General features: G+C 47.0%; 18 protein-coding genes. 9 read left to right on the plus strand and 9 right to left on the minus strand.

Annotated features, from left to right (window positions below; all coding sequences use genetic code 11):
• Positions 1-338: 338 nt before the first annotated feature.
• From AC5JLB_RS05275 to AC5JLB_RS05300, 6 genes are all read right to left on the minus strand, one after another.
• On the minus strand, positions 339-722 hold the full coding sequence (locus AC5JLB_RS05275; RefSeq protein WP_495872799.1) for a nuclear transport factor 2 family protein: 384 nt from the start codon (positions 720-722) through the stop codon (positions 339-341).
• 54 nt (positions 723-776) lie between these two features.
• Entirely contained in the window at positions 777-1,325 is a 549-nt protein-coding gene (locus tag AC5JLB_RS05280; protein WP_495872800.1) for an SRPBCC family protein, read from the minus strand.
• The gene (locus AC5JLB_RS05285; protein WP_495872801.1) at positions 1,322-1,645 is read right to left on the minus strand and encodes an ArsR/SmtB family transcription factor; all 324 of its coding nucleotides are present in this window, start codon (positions 1,643-1,645) and stop codon (positions 1,322-1,324) included. The genes AC5JLB_RS05280 and AC5JLB_RS05285 overlap by 4 nt, the downstream gene beginning before the upstream one ends.
• A 267-nt stretch (positions 1,646-1,912) precedes the next feature.
• Positions 1,913-2,338 carry an NAD(+)--rifampin ADP-ribosyltransferase gene (arr, locus tag AC5JLB_RS05290; protein ID WP_495872815.1) on the minus strand — a complete coding sequence of 142 codons (426 nt, stop codon included), beginning with the start codon at positions 2,336-2,338 and terminating at the stop codon, positions 1,913-1,915.
• 523 nt (positions 2,339-2,861) lie between these two features.
• The gene (locus AC5JLB_RS05295) at positions 2,862-3,476 is read right to left on the minus strand and encodes a hypothetical protein (protein WP_495872802.1); all 615 of its coding nucleotides are present in this window, start codon (positions 3,474-3,476) and stop codon (positions 2,862-2,864) included.
• A 191-nt stretch (positions 3,477-3,667) separates the two neighbouring features.
• Positions 3,668-4,366 carry a class I SAM-dependent methyltransferase gene (locus tag AC5JLB_RS05300; protein ID WP_495872803.1) on the minus strand — a complete coding sequence of 233 codons (699 nt, stop codon included), beginning with the start codon at positions 4,364-4,366 and terminating at the stop codon, positions 3,668-3,670.
• Positions 4,367-4,831: 465 nt separating this feature from the next.
• On the opposite strand from AC5JLB_RS05300, the gene rd reads away from it, so the two are divergent.
• From rd to AC5JLB_RS05320, 4 genes are all read left to right on the plus strand, one after another.
• On the plus strand, positions 4,832-4,996 hold the full coding sequence (gene rd, locus AC5JLB_RS05305) for a rubredoxin (RefSeq protein ID WP_495872804.1): 165 nt from the start codon (positions 4,832-4,834) through the stop codon (positions 4,994-4,996).
• 498 nt (positions 4,997-5,494) lie between these two features.
• Positions 5,495-5,824, plus strand: a complete 330-nt coding sequence (locus tag AC5JLB_RS05310; RefSeq protein ID WP_495872805.1) for a hypothetical protein — start codon at positions 5,495-5,497, stop codon at positions 5,822-5,824.
• Positions 5,825-5,987: 163 nt separating this feature from the next.
• Entirely contained in the window at positions 5,988-6,350 is a 363-nt protein-coding gene (locus tag AC5JLB_RS05315; RefSeq protein WP_495872806.1) for a hypothetical protein, read from the plus strand.
• A 144-nt stretch (positions 6,351-6,494) separates the two neighbouring features.
• The gene (locus AC5JLB_RS05320) at positions 6,495-7,172 is read left to right on the plus strand and encodes a Uma2 family endonuclease (RefSeq protein WP_495872807.1); all 678 of its coding nucleotides are present in this window, start codon (positions 6,495-6,497) and stop codon (positions 7,170-7,172) included.
• Positions 7,173-7,178: 6 nt separating this feature from the next.
• Here AC5JLB_RS05320 and rsmI read toward each other — a convergent pair whose 3' ends face one another.
• On the minus strand, positions 7,179-8,027 hold the full coding sequence (gene rsmI / locus AC5JLB_RS05325; RefSeq protein WP_495872808.1) for a 16S rRNA (cytidine(1402)-2'-O)-methyltransferase: 849 nt from the start codon (positions 8,025-8,027) through the stop codon (positions 7,179-7,181).
• Positions 8,028-8,060: 33 nt separating this feature from the next.
• Between rsmI and AC5JLB_RS05330 the strand changes: the two genes are divergently transcribed.
• From AC5JLB_RS05330 to AC5JLB_RS05345, 4 genes are all read left to right on the plus strand, one after another.
• On the plus strand, positions 8,061-8,948 hold the full coding sequence (locus AC5JLB_RS05330; RefSeq protein WP_495872809.1) for a PfkB family carbohydrate kinase: 888 nt from the start codon (positions 8,061-8,063) through the stop codon (positions 8,946-8,948).
• A gap of 28 nt (positions 8,949-8,976) precedes the next feature.
• Positions 8,977-9,453 (plus strand): hypothetical protein, encoded by a 477-nt coding sequence (locus AC5JLB_RS05335; protein ID WP_495693374.1) that lies wholly within the window; start codon positions 8,977-8,979, stop codon positions 9,451-9,453.
• A 145-nt stretch (positions 9,454-9,598) separates the two neighbouring features.
• Positions 9,599-10,462: a 3'(2'),5'-bisphosphate nucleotidase CysQ family protein gene (locus AC5JLB_RS05340; RefSeq protein ID WP_495872810.1), complete on the plus strand. Its 864-nt coding sequence runs from the start codon at positions 9,599-9,601 to the stop codon at positions 10,460-10,462.
• Between the two features lie 725 nt (positions 10,463-11,187).
• Positions 11,188-12,327 (plus strand): acyltransferase family protein, encoded by a 1,140-nt coding sequence (locus tag AC5JLB_RS05345; protein WP_495872811.1) that lies wholly within the window; start codon positions 11,188-11,190, stop codon positions 12,325-12,327.
• Positions 12,328-12,393: 66 nt separating this feature from the next.
• On the opposite strand, the gene AC5JLB_RS05350 is transcribed toward AC5JLB_RS05345, so the two are convergent.
• Together AC5JLB_RS05350 and AC5JLB_RS05355 are read right to left on the minus strand one after the other, a co-directional pair.
• Positions 12,394-13,041 carry a class I SAM-dependent methyltransferase gene (locus tag AC5JLB_RS05350; RefSeq protein WP_495872812.1) on the minus strand — a complete coding sequence of 216 codons (648 nt, stop codon included), beginning with the start codon at positions 13,039-13,041 and terminating at the stop codon, positions 12,394-12,396.
• Between the two features lie 317 nt (positions 13,042-13,358).
• Positions 13,359-14,354 carry a DUF389 domain-containing protein gene (locus AC5JLB_RS05355; protein WP_495872813.1) on the minus strand — a complete coding sequence of 332 codons (996 nt, stop codon included), beginning with the start codon at positions 14,352-14,354 and terminating at the stop codon, positions 13,359-13,361.
• 107 nt (positions 14,355-14,461) lie between these two features.
• Between AC5JLB_RS05355 and AC5JLB_RS05360 the strand changes: the two genes are divergently transcribed.
• Positions 14,462-16,027 carry a cation:proton antiporter gene (locus AC5JLB_RS05360; RefSeq protein WP_495872814.1) on the plus strand — a complete coding sequence of 522 codons (1,566 nt, stop codon included), beginning with the start codon at positions 14,462-14,464 and terminating at the stop codon, positions 16,025-16,027.
• Positions 16,028-16,233 lie beyond the last annotated feature (206 nt).

The raw sequence follows: 16,233 nt of genomic DNA on the forward strand, positions 1-16,233 counted from the left end.
GGCTCAGCACCGTAACACGGGTTGGGCTTATTTCCGCTTAGTCTCAACTCCAGTTAGAAGCTTGGCAAGCAGAAGGTGATGCAATCCTCGAACCCAAGACTCTTCAAGTTGTTTGATAATCTTAGCAACCACGGCAGCATAACGACAAAGATAAGCGGCGGCAGATAACCTGGGCAACACCACCAAAATCTTTTAACGTTTGCTTCATCAACTTGTTGGACCTTCGCAATAGCACTTCAAGAGTAATCCAAGTTATTGAGGTACTGACGCAGCTAACTCCTTTGAGTGCATCTAACAAACCCAAGCTCAGCAACGAAGGCATTCTCCAGAGCGCGTGATTATGCTGGATATCCAGATGAGGGAAATGAACAGACTTCCATGCGTTGGATCAAGCCGCCCTCCAAGGTGAAGCGATGACCGACCCGTTCATCCGCTAGAACATCTCCCGCTAGGTCGCGCACAACCTGATGCACCTCAACCAAGATGTGCCCGTCACTCTCCGGGTGAAAGAACATCGGCTCCACACGCCCATCGATCTCGCTCCATTGCTCCGTCCAGTAGGCACGGACTTCCTCTGGTCCACGGACAAAACCGCCTTTGAATGCGCGTGGCCAAGCCACATCGGCAGCCATGATGGCGAGAGCGGCATCGATATCGCGTGCATTGAAGGCTGCGTAAGCGGCGCGGAGCAACTCGATTTCTGAAGCAGTACGATCTTGCATAGTTGATTGTTTCCTTTAAAGGGGTTTTCGTAATGTCAACAGGTCGGATAATTCTCACAGTTGCGATCGAGTCAGCACTTCAACCAGCCGCTGCTCCAGCCAGTAATGCCAAATGATTTGACGGTCGAGCAACTCTGAAACTCGATATGAATCGTCCGCTATGTAAGATGCTGTCCGTAAAGGTCGCGTCGTTGCAGTTAGTGGCGAGGATTGAGCAGACATCTTTACACGACTTGCCCGATTAAGAACTGGAATGCCAAAAGCAGGAATGATTGCAAGTGCTCTGGAGCGGTGACGAAGTTGTATTTGAGTGCCGCCTTCCACAGGAGTTAATGTCCAAGTCACTCGCGATGGTTCACTCGTTAACTGTTCTTTCCAGCTATAAACTAGGTGCTTTGGCGGTTCTATCTCAAGCACTTCACAATCGATCGCGATTTCTTGTCCTGAGAAAGAATAGCCCTGAAACCGAAATTTGTGCCCTAAGCAAGCTTCAAAATCGTTGTCCATCATCCAAGCACTTAAAGCGCGGCGATCGGTCAGTGCTTTCCAAACTTGCTCCGGCGGATGAGGATAGAACACATTGAGCACGACATCCTGGCTCATGATTGTTCCTCTAAATACTCACCCAAAGCATCCAGCTTTGTTGTCCAGAATTGTTCGTACTGGCTGACCCAATCTGATACTTGTTTAAGGGGTGTTGGATTTAAACGATAGAGTCGCTGTCGCCCGCTTCGCTGCTGCGTCACTAATCCCACTTCACACAACACTTGCAGATGTTGTGAAATAGCAGGTAGAGATATCGCAAAGGGTTCCGCAAGTTGTTTAACAGGCTGTTCGCCCTGCTGTAATCGATCGAGAATGGCGCGACGAGTAGGGTCTCCGATCGCTTGAAAGACATCGGCACTGGCAGTTGTTCGACTCATCAAAAACAGTTAAGTGAATGCTTAACTAAGATGATACTTAAGCATTCACTTAATTGTCAAATCATTCTTTAACCCCTTATGCGGCAGGCTAACGACCAAGCTCACCCACTGCCAGAAACGTAGCGAGAAATGAACGAAGCTGTAGGCGGTCGGGTGCAGCGCCTTATTGTGTTGCTTGTTGACTACTCTGGAGCTTGCCCTAACTTCCCTTCAAAATCATAAACAGTGAGTCCAGCTTTATCTTCTGCTTTCGCTCCAATTTAGAAATTAATTAATAATTTCTCCTTTGATATTTGCTAATTTTTCGCGCCATCTTTGCAGATCTTCAGGTGTTTGTCTCACCCAATCTGTTACTTCGCCAACGATTTTCAGTGGTGCTTGGCTGCGATATGAGCGTGTTGGATTGCCCGGAAATTTTTTATCTGTAACGTTCGGGTCATTTTCAAAGCTCCCTGTCGGTTCAACGATATAAACCCGTTCGCGTCCGTCACCTTTGGACAAGGCGGCGGCAAGTCCCGCCCCATTAGCCAGGGCTGTAAAATAAATGTGATTCATTATAATTTCGGGTTTATAGTTCGACCTAAACCCTGCTGTCAGCAAATCGCCAACCTGCAAATCCGCTTTCGTTCCGTGATAAAAGGGGCCGTTGTCTAAAACGTCAGTCCCACCAAATCCGCTAATTTCGCTTTTCATCCTAATGCTCCTAATCTCACGCATAAATGCTTGATAGAAGAAACGAATACAGAGCATTAACTCTGTCTGGTTGCACCAGTAGTCATCAATATAACCCAAGGTGCTAAAACGGCTGATGTTGAAACCGTCTTCAATATCGTTGTAATAAATGCACTTTTGACCAATCAGAGCAACAACCCAAAAACCGCCGCCTTCATCTCCCCAGGGCGACAGGTTCCATTTCTGAGGCTTAATCTTGATGCGTGCCCAAAATCGGTTTACAGGTGGTTCCGCTTCCATATCCACCTCTGCTGACTTGATTAGCTGAAGACGCTCGGTTTCACTGATAGGCTCTCACACAATTTCTACGAAACTTGAGTATGATTACTTCCCTGTAGCTTGAACTTAGATAATTATGTTACAAGCTGCTATCCCGCAGAAAACCTAGCAATCGAACGTTCGCGTTCAGCGGCAGCTAATAACCTTAAAAAACTAAAATTCAGCTCCTGTCCGCCTGCAACGCGATTGTTAGACAGCTTTAAGCTCACTTTTGCTCTGCACTCTTCAACCGAAGTTCTTTAGCTAGATTATTCAAGGTGTTATCTATTACATCTCCTAAATTATGAACAGTGTTTTTATTAAAATGCTTCCAATCAGGAATTTTCTGATCTGCGTCACGCTGTTTCTTCATCAACCTGTACAATTTCATATCGAGTGGTATTAGCTCTTTGTAATATAGCCGTCTGAGTTCTTGATAGGTATCAGTGCTTGTTAGATGTAACGCCTTGCTAATTTCCGCACGTATTTTGGCGAAAATTGCTCCTGTTCTTTTATCGTATTCTTCTACAGCAGCAGAGTAGAGCTTACTTTGCTCAATAGGATCAAAATATGATACTTCAATAGCTAACAACTGATACTCCCAGATCAAGTTTGCAAGATTATCGAGAAGCTGAACCTGAGCATCTATGATTTTATTTTGTCTTAGAAGAGCCGCTTCATATAGTTTTTGTTCTCTAAGTCGCCTGTCATCAATCTCCTTTTGCTTCTGAACCTTTCTCTCGTCAACTATTTTGAGAACATAGGGTATGAGAAATCCAGTTACACCAGCAGTGAGTATCAAAAGGAGAACTTTTTCAAGAAAATCTTGACTAAAACTCATGCGGATTACCCGAGACTTAATGAACTGATGAACACTCGAATACGAAACCTATATCGGTACACGTGTAGATTAGCAGTCTGTCTAACGACCCAGTTCACTCGTCGCAGACAACTTTTCGGATTCAATGAAGAAATTCTGTACGGTTGGTGTGCAACGGGATTGTAGGCTGCTGTTAAAACCTTTTAATCTTGTCATAGTCGCTTTGCGTACCAAGCATGAATGAAAAGAGTTTGCAAAAATAATACAGGAACATCAAAGCCGCTGGATGCAATGATTGATTCGACTTCGTGAGGTGGTAGCACAGCAACATCCCGACCATGAGAGTCAAGGAATTTTTCGATGTCTTGATCTGGGTATTCGGCATATTTCAACATCTCAGTCCAAACCTTGCGAAGGCTTTGATATGAGGAAGTGGACATATCGGAAGCCAAATCTGCGCTAACTAAGTATCCCTGAGAGCGAAGTCGTGAAGCAATTTGACTGAAAAAGTTGCGCCTCTCTTCTTGCTGCATAAAGAAGTGCGAAACCAGCAGGCAAGTTGCTGCATCGAACGGCTCCGAGGCGGGCAATGAGTCGAGATAACCTTCGTGCCATGTACAACGTGATGCAACTCCACACGCTTCGGCTTGCTGACGACAAATGTCAAGCATTGCAGGAGCAGGCTCAACTGCTGTAAATTGCCATTGTGGAAATTCACGAGCGAGATAAATCAATTCCAAGCCGGTTCCGACACCTACACAGAGAATCCGCGCATCAGAAGGAAGCTCAGAAAGGATTAGGCGGGTCAGTAAATGAAGTGTGTCGCGCAATGGAGCGAGCTTAGCTGCTCTTTCGTTGTAGGTAGAGGCGCGTTCTTCGTCAAAGACAACAGCTTGCTTTTGATTCTGCATTATGTAGAGTGAATAACTACTTTATCTTTATCTTGCATGATTCGACCCTACGCAGACAGAGCCAAATGCAGCCTAACAACTGGACTGAAGCGGAAGGAGATCTTGCTGAAGATGAGAACCCTTTGCAACTGCTCAACTGGAGTACTGGGCTGTCTGCGTTGATGCAGAGGCTTCTGCCCATACTCACTATCTTACCGTTCACGGTTCTGTGTTCTAAGTCCTCGTGATTTGATTCCCAACGTCTAGATCTTGATGCCGCGATCGCAATTCAGTAGTTCACCCATCAAGCTTCTAAGATCGCAGTTCCAAGTTGTACACGGTGAGTTCTCAATTCACAAGCTATGGATGGGGCTTTATTCTTTCAACAATATCCTTGTCCTTCAATCGCATAAATTGGACTAACCGGAGCTATGCATACAGATAGCTGTTGGTAGAATTAGTAGGTTAATTTAGAGAGTATGTTCTATGAGCAAATACCTGTGTACAGTCTGCGGTTACACCTATGACCCGGAGGTGGGCGATCCAGATAGCGGTATTGAACCAGGCACAGACTTTTCTGCGATTCCCGATGATTGGGTTTGTCCGACGTGCGGGGCAACGAAGGATGATTTTGAAGAAATAAAAGACTAAATAACCTGAGTTCTGAATAAGAAAGGGCTGGGGAAGTATGGTGAGAAATCGCAGAATCATTTAGCATCCCCCGTTCGGGTTTAGCTTAGAGAAATATTTAACGTGAATTCGGGATAAGACGAGATGTATTAGAACGGGTTGGGTGGCGTTGCCACAATTCGGGGGACTTCCCCCCGCGCCCCCGCCTGTCAGGAGACGGAAGCCGTCCCCCGAAACCCCCTCGCTAAGGGAAATGAGAGGGGATGGGTTGAGAAGCGAGGGCGGGTTGGAGCGTGGCCTTGGCACTGATGGCTTAACTTTTCGTATTAACTTCCCTGCTCATAAAACCTCCGTTCCTGACAAATGGCGTTGCGGGCGCTGATAATTCGTATTTTTCTCCTTGGTCAGTATGAGCGATCGCTAAAAGCTTTCCAAACTTGGGTACGCCGATCCTAACGGGGCGAATCTCTCCAACTGACTGAGGTGAAGCAGGCAAGGTGACAGACAAGCCATCATCGAATGCGATCGCAGCTTCCTCACAAGAAACACCATACTTCGCGCATTCATGTTCTACGTTATTTGATTCACAACGAGTGGATCTTAATTCAGCGATCGCGTTTCCATGTTTTGCCCATTCGGATCTTGATTCACAACGAGTGGATCTTAATTCAACAATCGCGATTCCGTGTTTTGCCCATTCGGATCTTGATTCACAACGAGTGGATCTTAATTCAACAATCGCGATTCCGTGTTTTGCCCATTCGGATCTTAATTCACAACAAGTGGATCTTAATTCAGCGATCGCGTTTCCGTGTTTTACGCATCTGTATTTCAATCAGTAAGAATTAGATTGCATTGCGCCTCTCCGCACAACTGCCGAAACTGCTCTCAATTGGAGTGCAAAGCACTTGTAAAATTCAGCGATCGCACGCAGGTCTAAACCGCTTCCAAGGTTCGCTCCGACGGGCACTCTAGATCTCGTACACCCTAACTCACCCAGGAAGATTTAGGTATGAGCCGTTCAAAACTAAGCTCTCGCACGTTAGAAAAAGCTGACCGTCGGTTTGCCAGCCTAAAGTCCATCAATTCCCGCTTAGATCTCGGTGATGGTGCGACCATCGAATCGTTTAAGGTTTTAATCGAACACACCCGCACTCAGATCGAATACTACAACACCCTGCTTTCGAGCATTGATGCGGCTAAAACATCTGTCGTAGAAGCCGAGAAGTCATTGTCAGAGCTTTCAGAAAAGATGTTGATTGGTGTTGCGTTTAAATATGGCAAAGACAGCCAGGAATACCAAAAGGCAGGCGGCACTCGCAAGAGCGATCGCAAGCGTGCGGTTCGGCAAGCCGCGATCGCGCCCAAGAGCTAGAAAGTGAAGTGCGGTTTCCTTCATCTGATCGACTGTGCGAAACCTTGAAGGAACCGCCGCTTACTGATTGTCGCTCACGGATTGCCGCTAAACTGATTGCGGCTAAACTAAAATCACAAGACCGTCGCACAACTGCGCAAGGCTATGTCCTCTTCCACGCTGCTTCACATTAGCCAAATCCAACTTGCTCCTGGAAGTTCCATTTCGCTTTCAGACGTGAGTTGGACACAATATCAAGCATGGCTGATCGAGTTGGGAGACCATCGCGCCGTTCGGTTTGCCTACAATCAAGGAACGCTGACGCTGACAATGCCCAGTCAACTCCATGAAATTATTAATCGCTTGTTGGCAAAAATCATCGTTGCAATTGCTGAAGAGTTAAATCTGCGATTACGAGAACTAGGATCGACTAGGTTTGAGCGCGAAGACCTCGATCGCGGTATTGAGCCAGATAGCTGCTTCTACATTCAAAACGCCGATCGCATCGTTGGGCTGAATCCAATCATCCCAGATGACCTTCCTCCAGACTTAGCAATTGAAGTAGACATTACCAGTAGCTCATCCAACAAGCTTAAGATCTATCAAGCCTTTGGGTTTCCTGAGCTTTGGACATTCCAATCTGGAACAGTAACGATTCGAGTGTTAGATGATTCTCAGTATGTCAACGTTTCTACTAGCAAAGCTTTCCCGATTGTGACGACCGATCAGCTCAATGAATGGGTGAAACTGCTTGAAACAACAGACGATCTCACCGTAGTAAGAGCAGTGCGCCAGTTTGTAACGGTTGCAAGAGTAGGGCACGAGCCTAAAGACGAGAAATAGATCGACTTATTGAGCTAACTCGTCATCTTTGATCTGGAGCGCGAGTTGGTAGATCTGTCTTTTTGGTAAAGCAGTTTGTTGAGCAAGTTGACGACTCGCTTCAGAACGGGACAGTCCTTGACCTAGGAGACTATGTAATTCCGTCTTTAAAGTCTCCTCAGATAACGGGGCTGTTGTTTGGGATGCGCCCGATAGAATGAGCGTAAATTCGCCTTGAGGATCGCGATCGCTGATCTTAACGATCGCCTCCCCAACTGTGCCACGCCAGAATTCTTCATGCAGTTTAGTGAGTTCTCGTGCGATCGTAATGTCGCGATCGTGCCCAATTACCTCTGCCATGTCCTGAAGTGTCTTCAACACCCGATGGGGAGCTTCATAGAAAATCAGCGTTCGCGGATCAGAACGCAACACGTCTAGCTGAGCGCGACGTTCTTTTTCTTTCGCAGGCAAGAATCCTTCAAAGGCAAAGCGATCGCTGGGCAAGCCCGACGCGCTTAAGGCCGTAATAGCTGCGCTCGCTCCAGGAATGGGTATAACCAGCACTCCTGCATCGGCACAGGCTTTTACAAGTTCATATCCAGGATCAGAAATTCCGGGCATACCCGCATCGGTCACAAGCGCGATCAAAGTACCTTGCTGCAACCGATCGACGAGTTCAGGTGTACGAGTCATGCGATTGTGATCGTGATAGCTAATCTGCGGCGTTTTGATTTGAAAATGATGCAGCAGTTTTCCGGTATGACGAGTATCTTCAGCCGCAATCAGATCCACGGTTTGCAAAACACGTACCGCCCGGAAGGTCATGTCTTCTAGGTTGCCGATGGGTGTACCAACGATGTAGAGTGTGCCAGTCATTCTAGGATCATACAATTAATCAGCGAGGGGCCAATGAGTAAGGGGCTGTTTGTTGGGATGGTGACGCTGGACTTGATTTATTTGGTCGAGCAGTTGCCAACGAGCAATCAAAAAATTGTCGCGCTTGATGCCATCAATTCAGCAGGAGGGCCAGCAACGAATGCAGCCGTTGCGTTTCAACACCTCGGAAATCAGGCCGTGTTAATGGGCGCGATCGGGACGCATCCGACGGCTCATTTAATTTTGACAGAATTACAGGAATGGGAAGTTGCGATCGCCGATCTCGCCCCAAACCGCACCGAATCTCCACCCGTGTCATCGATTATGGTGACGCGATCGACGGGTGAACGAGCCGTAGTCTCAATCAATGCTGTGAAGTTTCAGATCGGACGCGAGCACATCCCGCCCAATGTTTTAGAAGGCGTTGATGTAATGTTAATTGATGGACATCAAATGGAGATTGGAGCCGCACTTGCAGAGCAAGCTTCCTCCAAACTGACCCAATTAGCTCAAGCTCAATCGATTCCAGTAGTGATCGATGGCGGAAGTTGGAAACCTGGATTTGAAACCGTGTTGCCTTGGGTTGATTATGCGATTTGTTCCGCAAACTTCCATCCGCCCGGATGCAAAACGCCGCAAGACGTGATCGATTATCTTTCTGAATTTAAGATCCAACACATCGCCATTACCAATGGAGGAAACGCCATTTCGCTCCTGAGCAATGGTGAAGCGGAAGAAATTGAAGTTCCCCGCATTGCTGCGATCGACACCGTGGGCGCAGGTGACATCTTTCATGGCGCATTCTGTCATTTCATTTTGCAAACAACCTTTAAGCAAGCCTTGTCCCAATCGGCTCAAATTGCCGCTCGTGCGTGTCAATCCTTTGGAACCCGGAATTGGATGAGAACAACCTCCGTATAATAGAAAAACTGTGTACAGGCATCCAATTATGGAAAGCACTCCACTCAAACTAGGGTTAAGCCGTCGTCAGCATTTGTGGATTGCCGCCGCGATTTGGACAATCGTTGGGGCAGGGCTGCTCACAATGGGCATGAAGTTTTGGTTTCAGTTTCCCTACCTCGGATTTCTTGACGCAAAGCATTTAGGCTTAGGTGCAGTGGCGCTCTCGGTTGGAGTGTTGAAAGGAAAAGTTGTCCTGGATAAAACAGCAAACGGTGTGATTGAACGAGCCGATGCGCTACAAGAGCCAAACCCATTCAAAAGTGTGTTTCAAATGTTTGGTGCAAAAACCATTGGGTTAATCATTCTGATGATGACGATTGGGTTGGCATTACGAAAAGCAGGCGTGAGTTATGAGATTCGCGGATTGATTTACCTAGCGGTAGGTGCAGCGTTGCTGTGGAGTTGTCGGCGCTATTGGATCGCTGCTTCTAAATCAGAAGCATTGATCACAGAAGACGCTTAGTTAACTCGAAAATCATTGATATGGCTGCCCTCATCCCCAACCCTTCTCCCATGGGGAGAAGGGAGCAAGACTTCCGGTTCCCTCTCCCGCAGGAGAGGGCTAGGGTGAAGGCAAAGGGATTAATTACTTGAGGAGATCAACACTAGTGAGCGTACATGACCGTTTAGACGAAATTTTAGCGATCGCACTCTCGATCGGTTGGGGAACCGCCGATATTTTGCTCAACGCTCAACGCTCCTCTTTTGAGATTGAAAGATCGGGTGATAGTCCCGTCACCTCTGCCGATCTTGCTGCCAATCATTACATTCTCAACAACTTGCAAGCCGCCTTCGGACTCCAAGATTTTGCCTATCTCAGCGAAGAAACCTTTGCCTCTCAACCCACCTCCGATCGCTTAGGCAAACCGTGGGTCTGGATTATTGATCCGCTTGACGGCACAAAAGATTTCATCAATCGCACCGGAGAATATGCCGTTCACATCGCATTAGCCCATCAAGGGCGTCCGGTACTGGCGGTTGTAGCTTGCCCCGAACTCGATAAACTCTATTACGCCACGCAAAACGGAGGGGCATTCGTTGAACGTCGGGGTCAAGCTTCACAACAACTCCACGTTTCAGCCATCGCTCAACCCGAAGCGTTAACTATCGTGGCAAGTCGCAGCCACCGCGATCAACGGTTTGTGCAACTGCTCGAACGTTTTCCCTGCACGCAACAAAAGCAAATGGGCAGCGTTGGCTGTAAGATTGCCGTGATCGCAGAGCAAACCGCCGACGTTTACATCTCTCTATCCGGTAAATCAGCCGCGAAAGATTGGGACTTTGCCGCACCTGAACTGATTCTCACGGAAGCAGGCGGACAATTCACGTATTTTGATGGCACACCCGTGCAGTACAACCGCGAAGATGTGAGCCAGTGGGGTGGCATCATAGCAAGCAATGGAAGTTGTCATGAGGAATTATGTGCGATCGCACAGACCCTATTAGAACAAATCGACGCCGTGAGCCGTTAGCGATCGCTAATTTCGATGTCCTGCGTCGCAACTCGACTTCTCAAGAATCCTGCAAAGTACTCATCCACTGCGTCTGTTACATCTGCTACCACTGTTGCCGATATTTGTAGAAGATCTAAGTTGATTTACTTATCTTTATCAGAACTTATATTACGCAATCGACCGGAATGTTCTCTTCTAAATCCCTACGCTGAGCCAATTTAGGCAGTGAGTACGTAGGCTGCGTTTGTCTTTTTTGTATTTAAAGTTATTTATTAGATTTCTTGAGCTTGTGTAAAGCTTTCAAGTTGAATTGAGTTTTCTACGTAGATTTAAGGGCAGATCTAAAGAATAAATGCAAAGATAGCACCGTGCGTTTTTTTATCCTACGCGTTATCTTTGCGCTTCCTCCTTAAGGCGGAAATAAAGGCAAAGGCAACGCATGAAGAGAACGCTCAACATCGCTGGGTGCTAGAAATCAACTGCCATTTTCAAGAAGCCGTCAAGAAGCTGTCAAGGACACTAACGTGCGCTAATTGCATCTCCTTGAACGCTTTACAGAATCAAAAGTCGCCATGATTCTACTAACTTGACTCAAACAACCAGTCTCCATTAACGGCCTCCTACCAGTCTTATGTCTTCAATTGTTTAGACACAAGACCCATTTGATTGTAGGAACGGCGTGAATTGTGAGGCGCATAAGTCAACTAGGTGAATCCTGCAAGTCACGCTAGAGCGGAGTTTTTATGAAGTCACATCACCCTACTACCGAGCGCAAGGCTCACTTTTATTTCCTCGATGCCCTCCGAGGAATTGCCGCCCTCTGGGTAGTACTTTTCCACGCTCAATTAAACGAGCGTCTCGATCACCTCAGCCAAGCTCTACCGAGCTGGATCAATGCTCCCCTGTTGGAGTGGGGAAGCTTAGGAGTCGCCATTTTCTTTGTGCTGAGCGGTTTTGTGATTGCCCACTCACTTCGAAATGCAAACATCGACGGCTTGTATTTCCGGCAGTTCTCGCTCCGGCGTCTCGCTCGACTAACGCCGCCTTATTATGTGTCGATCGCAGTCACGATCGCCTTTGCGTTGCTCTCATCAATCGTGAAAAAGCAACCCCTTGCACCGATGGATGAACCTCTCTCTATCGGCAGGCTAGTGGCTCACTTAGGCTATGTTCAAGAGTTGTTAGACTTCAAAAATATTAATGATGTCTATTGGACACTTTGTTTAGAAATTCAGTTCTATTTTCTGTTTTGTGCCCTGCTCTGGCTCGGACAGTGGTCAGCGCGACGGCTGCAACTAAACGTTGATGGAGCGCTGAACTCGTTTTCCGCACAAACGCTAGTCTTTCTTCCGACGGCAGTTCTAGCGGCTCTATTTCCCCTCGGCATTTTGGCGATTCCGGGTCGAGCAACGACGTTTTTGCCCTTGTGGTATAGCTTTCTGCTAGGTGCATTCGCATACTGGGCCTGGACACGCAAACTGCCACTCAACGCCTTCCGGTTCTATGGTGCTGTCTTGCTGGTAGCCGGAATTGCTCACCGAGATGGCTTTGCGATCGCATCGGTAATAACAGCATTCTTGCTGCTTGAAGTCGGACGAGCTAACCGGATGCAGCAATGGCTCAGCGCACGTTGGATACAGTTTTTAGGAAAGACTTCTTACAGTCTTTATCTCGGTCACGTGCCGATTATCGGCGTTGTCTTCTTCGTGACCCAAAAGCTGCTAGGGGTTTCCGTTCTATCGGATGTCGTCTGCTTGATCGCCAGTCTTGCGGCTTCTATTGGGTTTGCTGCTGTGATGTGGCACTTTGTAGAGAAGCCTTCGATCGCCCTTAGTCAGCAGGTCAAACTTCCTCGTCGAGAAAACGTGCTAGCGCAAGCCTAAGCTGCGCGTCTAATCGTCAGATCTGTAAGGGACTACATAATGCAGTCCCTTGCAAATAAATACCCGCTACTCTTGACGAGTGCCAATTACAGCGTAAAACGGATCGCCTCCACCCATGCCCAACAGTTGCATGAAACTGGGAACTTGAGACTGACGTTGAATGACTTCTGGTTCAGAAAATCCCGGAACAGAATTGAAATAGGTTTTGACCAACTCAATGCGACCCTCTTCAGTATTGTCGCGCCATGCTGCGATCGCTTTTTGATAAAACATCCGATTTGAGAAACTGAAAATAGCGATTCCTCCCGGTTTGAGAATCCGATGAATTTCGGTGAAAACCGCTTCAGGATACTGCAAATACTGTACGGACACCGTATTCAACACTGCATCAAACGACTGATCACTGAGGGGAAATTTTGGATTCTCGTTCAGATTTTGCACAAAGTAATGATCGAGGCGAGGATTCTTAGCAAGTTCTTCCTCATTCAGTCCGTGTCCTTCAACATGCTCAAATTTCATATTATCGGGCAGATGAGAGACCCAGCTACTCATCATGTCGAAAATGCGCGTGTTAGGAGAAAGGCGATCGCGGTACAAATCGGTCAACTGTTGAATGAATCCTTCATCAACATGAGTGACGTAGCGAGGATAGTCGTAAAACTGGTTGTCGTTTGAGTCATCAAGTTTGGTGCGCTGATCGGGACGGAGCAACATAATGAATTTGAATCGTGGGTTCTTAATGTAGCTTAACAAACCACGTGGCTACGTTTCCTCTACCCAATAGTACGACTAACATAACCTTCTAAAGAAACCGCATTATGATGAAGGCAAGCACGAGAATTTCAGCACGGACATCAACGCTACTTTTGTCCCTAGTGCAAGCAAACGTTCTCTGAAGTGTTGAGTTATCAGAGTTTTTAGTTAAATTCTCTAAAACGTTAAATTCTCTAAAACGTTAAATTGTCTAAAACAATCGCTGCACCTAGCTTCAGACGTTCTTAATCTTATTTTGCAACAACTGGTGTTGCAGATTAATTCTTTGAGCGTCGGACTTCCTCAACCTGCCCGACTTCAAAAATTAGGGTAAAGGGCTGTCCCATTTCTCGGCTGATAAATTCCTCTAAAAGTTGCGCTTGCCGAGAGGTCACCGGATCTCTCGCTCGGACAGTTAACCGAACAGCGGGCGGATTTGAGAGCCAATTCACATTTGTCCTGATTAGCTCTAAGCGTTGAAAGGTGAGCGTCCGATTTAACAAGGCTTGTTCTAAACTCGTTTGCAATTGCGCTTGACGGATGAGGCGAGCAAAGCTCAACCCCAACGGAATGAGTAACAGCACGGTCAAAACGGCTGCCCAACTTAATGCCTTACGAGCATGACGAAATCGTGCATATCCAGCAATCAAAAATGTCAGCATACAAGACAGCGTGATGCCGAGTAAGTTAGTGATGTATAAAAGACTAGCTCCGGTGCTCAGTGACCAGTCTGCTTTCGCCAGTCCTAATCCAATCACACACACCGGGGGCATTAGGGCAACCGCGATCGCTGTCCCGGCTAAACTGCCTGCAATCTTGGGTTCCACTTTGGCATAGCCACTAATCCCGCCTGCTGCAACCGCGATGCCAAGATCTAGCAAGTTGGGTTCTGAGCGTGCCAAAACCTCGCTGCCATAGCTGGGAAGAGCCACAAGCATTCCAAGCATCCAGGAAATCACAACGGCTAACAGCGTTCCGATCGTAATTGAGAGTGCCCCTTGTCGAAACAAGGATACGTTTCCGATTAATGCACCGAGCGCGAGTCCGCGAATCGGCAACATCAGCGGGGCAACAATCATCGCGCCAATAATGACTGCCGTACTGTTAGAAAGCAATCCGAAGGTTGCGATCGCGCAAGAACCAACAATCAAAAGCAAGTAGATTTCATTGAGCGTTGACTCATCACCCAAATCCAGCACAAGTTGTTGAACTTGAGCCGGTTCGGCACGTTTTTGTCGAGACCGATGAAAGCGATCGCGGAAGTTACCCAGCACGATTAAGTTCCTCCAAAAAGCCCCTATTATTACAGTCCATCCTTAGGGTAGTCGACATCTAGCCTAAGCCAAACTAAAATCAGCCGCAGTGTTGATAAGGATGACTCATGCTATTCGCAGTCCTAACCGAGAATGTGACAATTGAAACAAATCTCAAAGCATTTCTATTAGTGTTGTCGGTTTCGTTGAGTGTAGCAACCCTTCCCAACATTATTAGCGGATTCCGTCGGATTCCTTATACGTTACTGCTCGTAATTGTCGGACTAGGACTTGCGTTTGCTGATGTGCGGCTCGTTGAATTATCGCCAGAGCTGATTCTGACTATTTTCTTACCGCCCTTATTATTTGAAGCAGCTTGGAATCTCAAGTGGTCAGATCTAAAGCGCGACCTCGTTCCTATTGGTTTATATGCCGTGTTGGGTGTAGTAATCTCGATCGCAGGAGTTGCCTTCGGCTTACAAATTGTTGCAGGGTTACCACTGATGACCGCACTCCTAATTGGTGCAAGTTTATCTGCAACCGATCCTGTCTCCGTGACAGCACTCTTTCGAGAACTGGGAATCGATCGACGACTGACGACCCTAATGGAAGGGGAAAGCCTCTTTAACGATGGAATGGCCGTAGTGGCCTTTGGCTTATTGGTCGGCTTGCCTCTAGGAAGTACAGAGTTTGGATTGCAATCAACCACAGTGGAATTGCTGAGCGTTGTAGGCATTGGTGTCACGATCGGGGGATTAATCGGCTTTGGTGTTTCCTACCTGACTCAACGATTTGATCTACCCCAGGTCGAACAATCTTTAACGCTTGTTTCTGCCTATGGCACGTACCTCATTGTTGAGGATTTGGGTGGTTCTGGTGTGATTGGCGTTGTGACTACTGGATTGATTTTAGGAAATTTTGGGTCTCGAATCGGCATGAATCCTCGAACTCGCATTATCGTGACTGAGTTTTGGGAATTTCTCGCGTTTTTTGTCAATTCGATTGTGTTTCTGCTAATCGGAGATCAAATTCACTTTAGTCAGTTGGCACAGCATTTTAATGTAATTGTTGTCGCGATCGCAGGGATGATTCTAACTCGCGCGATCGCTATCTATATTCTCAGCATCAGTAGTAACCAACTTGTACAGTCTGAAATTACGTTTCCGAAGCAAATTATATTGTGGTGGAGCGGATTGCGGGGATCTGTTGCGATCGCATTAGCATTAAGCATTCCTACTACGTTGCCTGAACGTGAAACGCTAGTTGCAGCCGTGTTTGGTGTTGTGCTGTTCACGCTGTTAGTTCAAGGATTAACGATCAAACCGTTGTTGCAATGGTTAAATTTGCTCGGAGATCAACCGTTACGAGAGCAATATTCTCAACTGATTGCTCGTGAAACGGCGCTCGATCGAGTATTGAATTATTTGACTCAGGCAGAACTTCGTCCTGGGATTGACCCTGAGTTCTACCGATACCAAACCACCTTAGTAAAAGGTGAGATTGGGCAAATTCAAGCCCAAATCGAGACCTTGCAGAATGAGCATCCTAATCTGCAAACCTTCATGATTGAACAACTGCGCGATGAGTTATTTGCGCTCGAAGCAAACACCTACGCAGAACTCGTTCGCACCGGGCAACTCAATCAAGAACTAGCCCCATTGTTGCAAAATATTTTGTCTGAGGAAGGGAGGTAAAAGCTAATCCCCCGCTACATTGGTGTTGAGAGGTGTTAATAAGCAAATTTTGATACTTGTTACCGTCTTGGTCATCATTTGATCGCGAATCTTTCAGCGTTTATCAATGCAGCGATACCACAATTGAGGCTGTTGCTGAACTAACTGGAGTTTAGAGGCTGTTTGAAAAGTTTTAGGAGGTATCAACTTAAGCTAATCGTCTAACC

This window comes from Myxacorys chilensis (assembly GCF_059505265.1).

Coding starts and splice junctions, on each gene's coding strand:
- AC5JLB_RS05350 (WP_495872812.1), bottom strand. CDS start 13,041: ATGTTGCTCCGTCCCGATCAGCGCACCAAACTTGATGACTCAAACGAC.
- AC5JLB_RS05330 (WP_495872809.1), top strand. CDS start 8,061: ATGAGTAAGGGGCTGTTTGTTGGGATGGTGACGCTGGACTTGATTTAT.
- arr (WP_495872815.1), bottom strand. CDS start 2,338: ATGAAAAGCGAAATTAGCGGATTTGGTGGGACTGACGTTTTAGACAAC.
- AC5JLB_RS05300 (WP_495872803.1), bottom strand. CDS start 4,366: ATGCAGAATCAAAAGCAAGCTGTTGTCTTTGACGAAGAACGCGCCTCT.
- AC5JLB_RS05295 (WP_495872802.1), bottom strand. CDS start 3,476: ATGAGTTTTAGTCAAGATTTTCTTGAAAAAGTTCTCCTTTTGATACTC.
- AC5JLB_RS05275 (WP_495872799.1), bottom strand. CDS start 722: ATGCAAGATCGTACTGCTTCAGAAATCGAGTTGCTCCGCGCCGCTTAC.
- AC5JLB_RS05310 (WP_495872805.1), top strand. CDS start 5,495: ATGCGATCGCAGCTTCCTCACAAGAAACACCATACTTCGCGCATTCAT.
- rd (WP_495872804.1), top strand. CDS start 4,832: ATGAGCAAATACCTGTGTACAGTCTGCGGTTACACCTATGACCCGGAG.
- AC5JLB_RS05320 (WP_495872807.1), top strand. CDS start 6,495: ATGTCCTCTTCCACGCTGCTTCACATTAGCCAAATCCAACTTGCTCCT.
- rsmI (WP_495872808.1), bottom strand. CDS start 8,027: ATGACTGGCACACTCTACATCGTTGGTACACCCATCGGCAACCTAGAA.
- AC5JLB_RS05280 (WP_495872800.1), bottom strand. CDS start 1,325: ATGAGCCAGGATGTCGTGCTCAATGTGTTCTATCCTCATCCGCCGGAG.
- AC5JLB_RS05315 (WP_495872806.1), top strand. CDS start 5,988: ATGAGCCGTTCAAAACTAAGCTCTCGCACGTTAGAAAAAGCTGACCGT.
- AC5JLB_RS05285 (WP_495872801.1), bottom strand. CDS start 1,645: ATGAGTCGAACAACTGCCAGTGCCGATGTCTTTCAAGCGATCGGAGAC.
- AC5JLB_RS05335 (WP_495693374.1), top strand. CDS start 8,977: ATGGAAAGCACTCCACTCAAACTAGGGTTAAGCCGTCGTCAGCATTTG.
- AC5JLB_RS05345 (WP_495872811.1), top strand. CDS start 11,188: ATGAAGTCACATCACCCTACTACCGAGCGCAAGGCTCACTTTTATTTC.
- AC5JLB_RS05360 (WP_495872814.1), top strand. CDS start 14,462: ATGCTATTCGCAGTCCTAACCGAGAATGTGACAATTGAAACAAATCTC.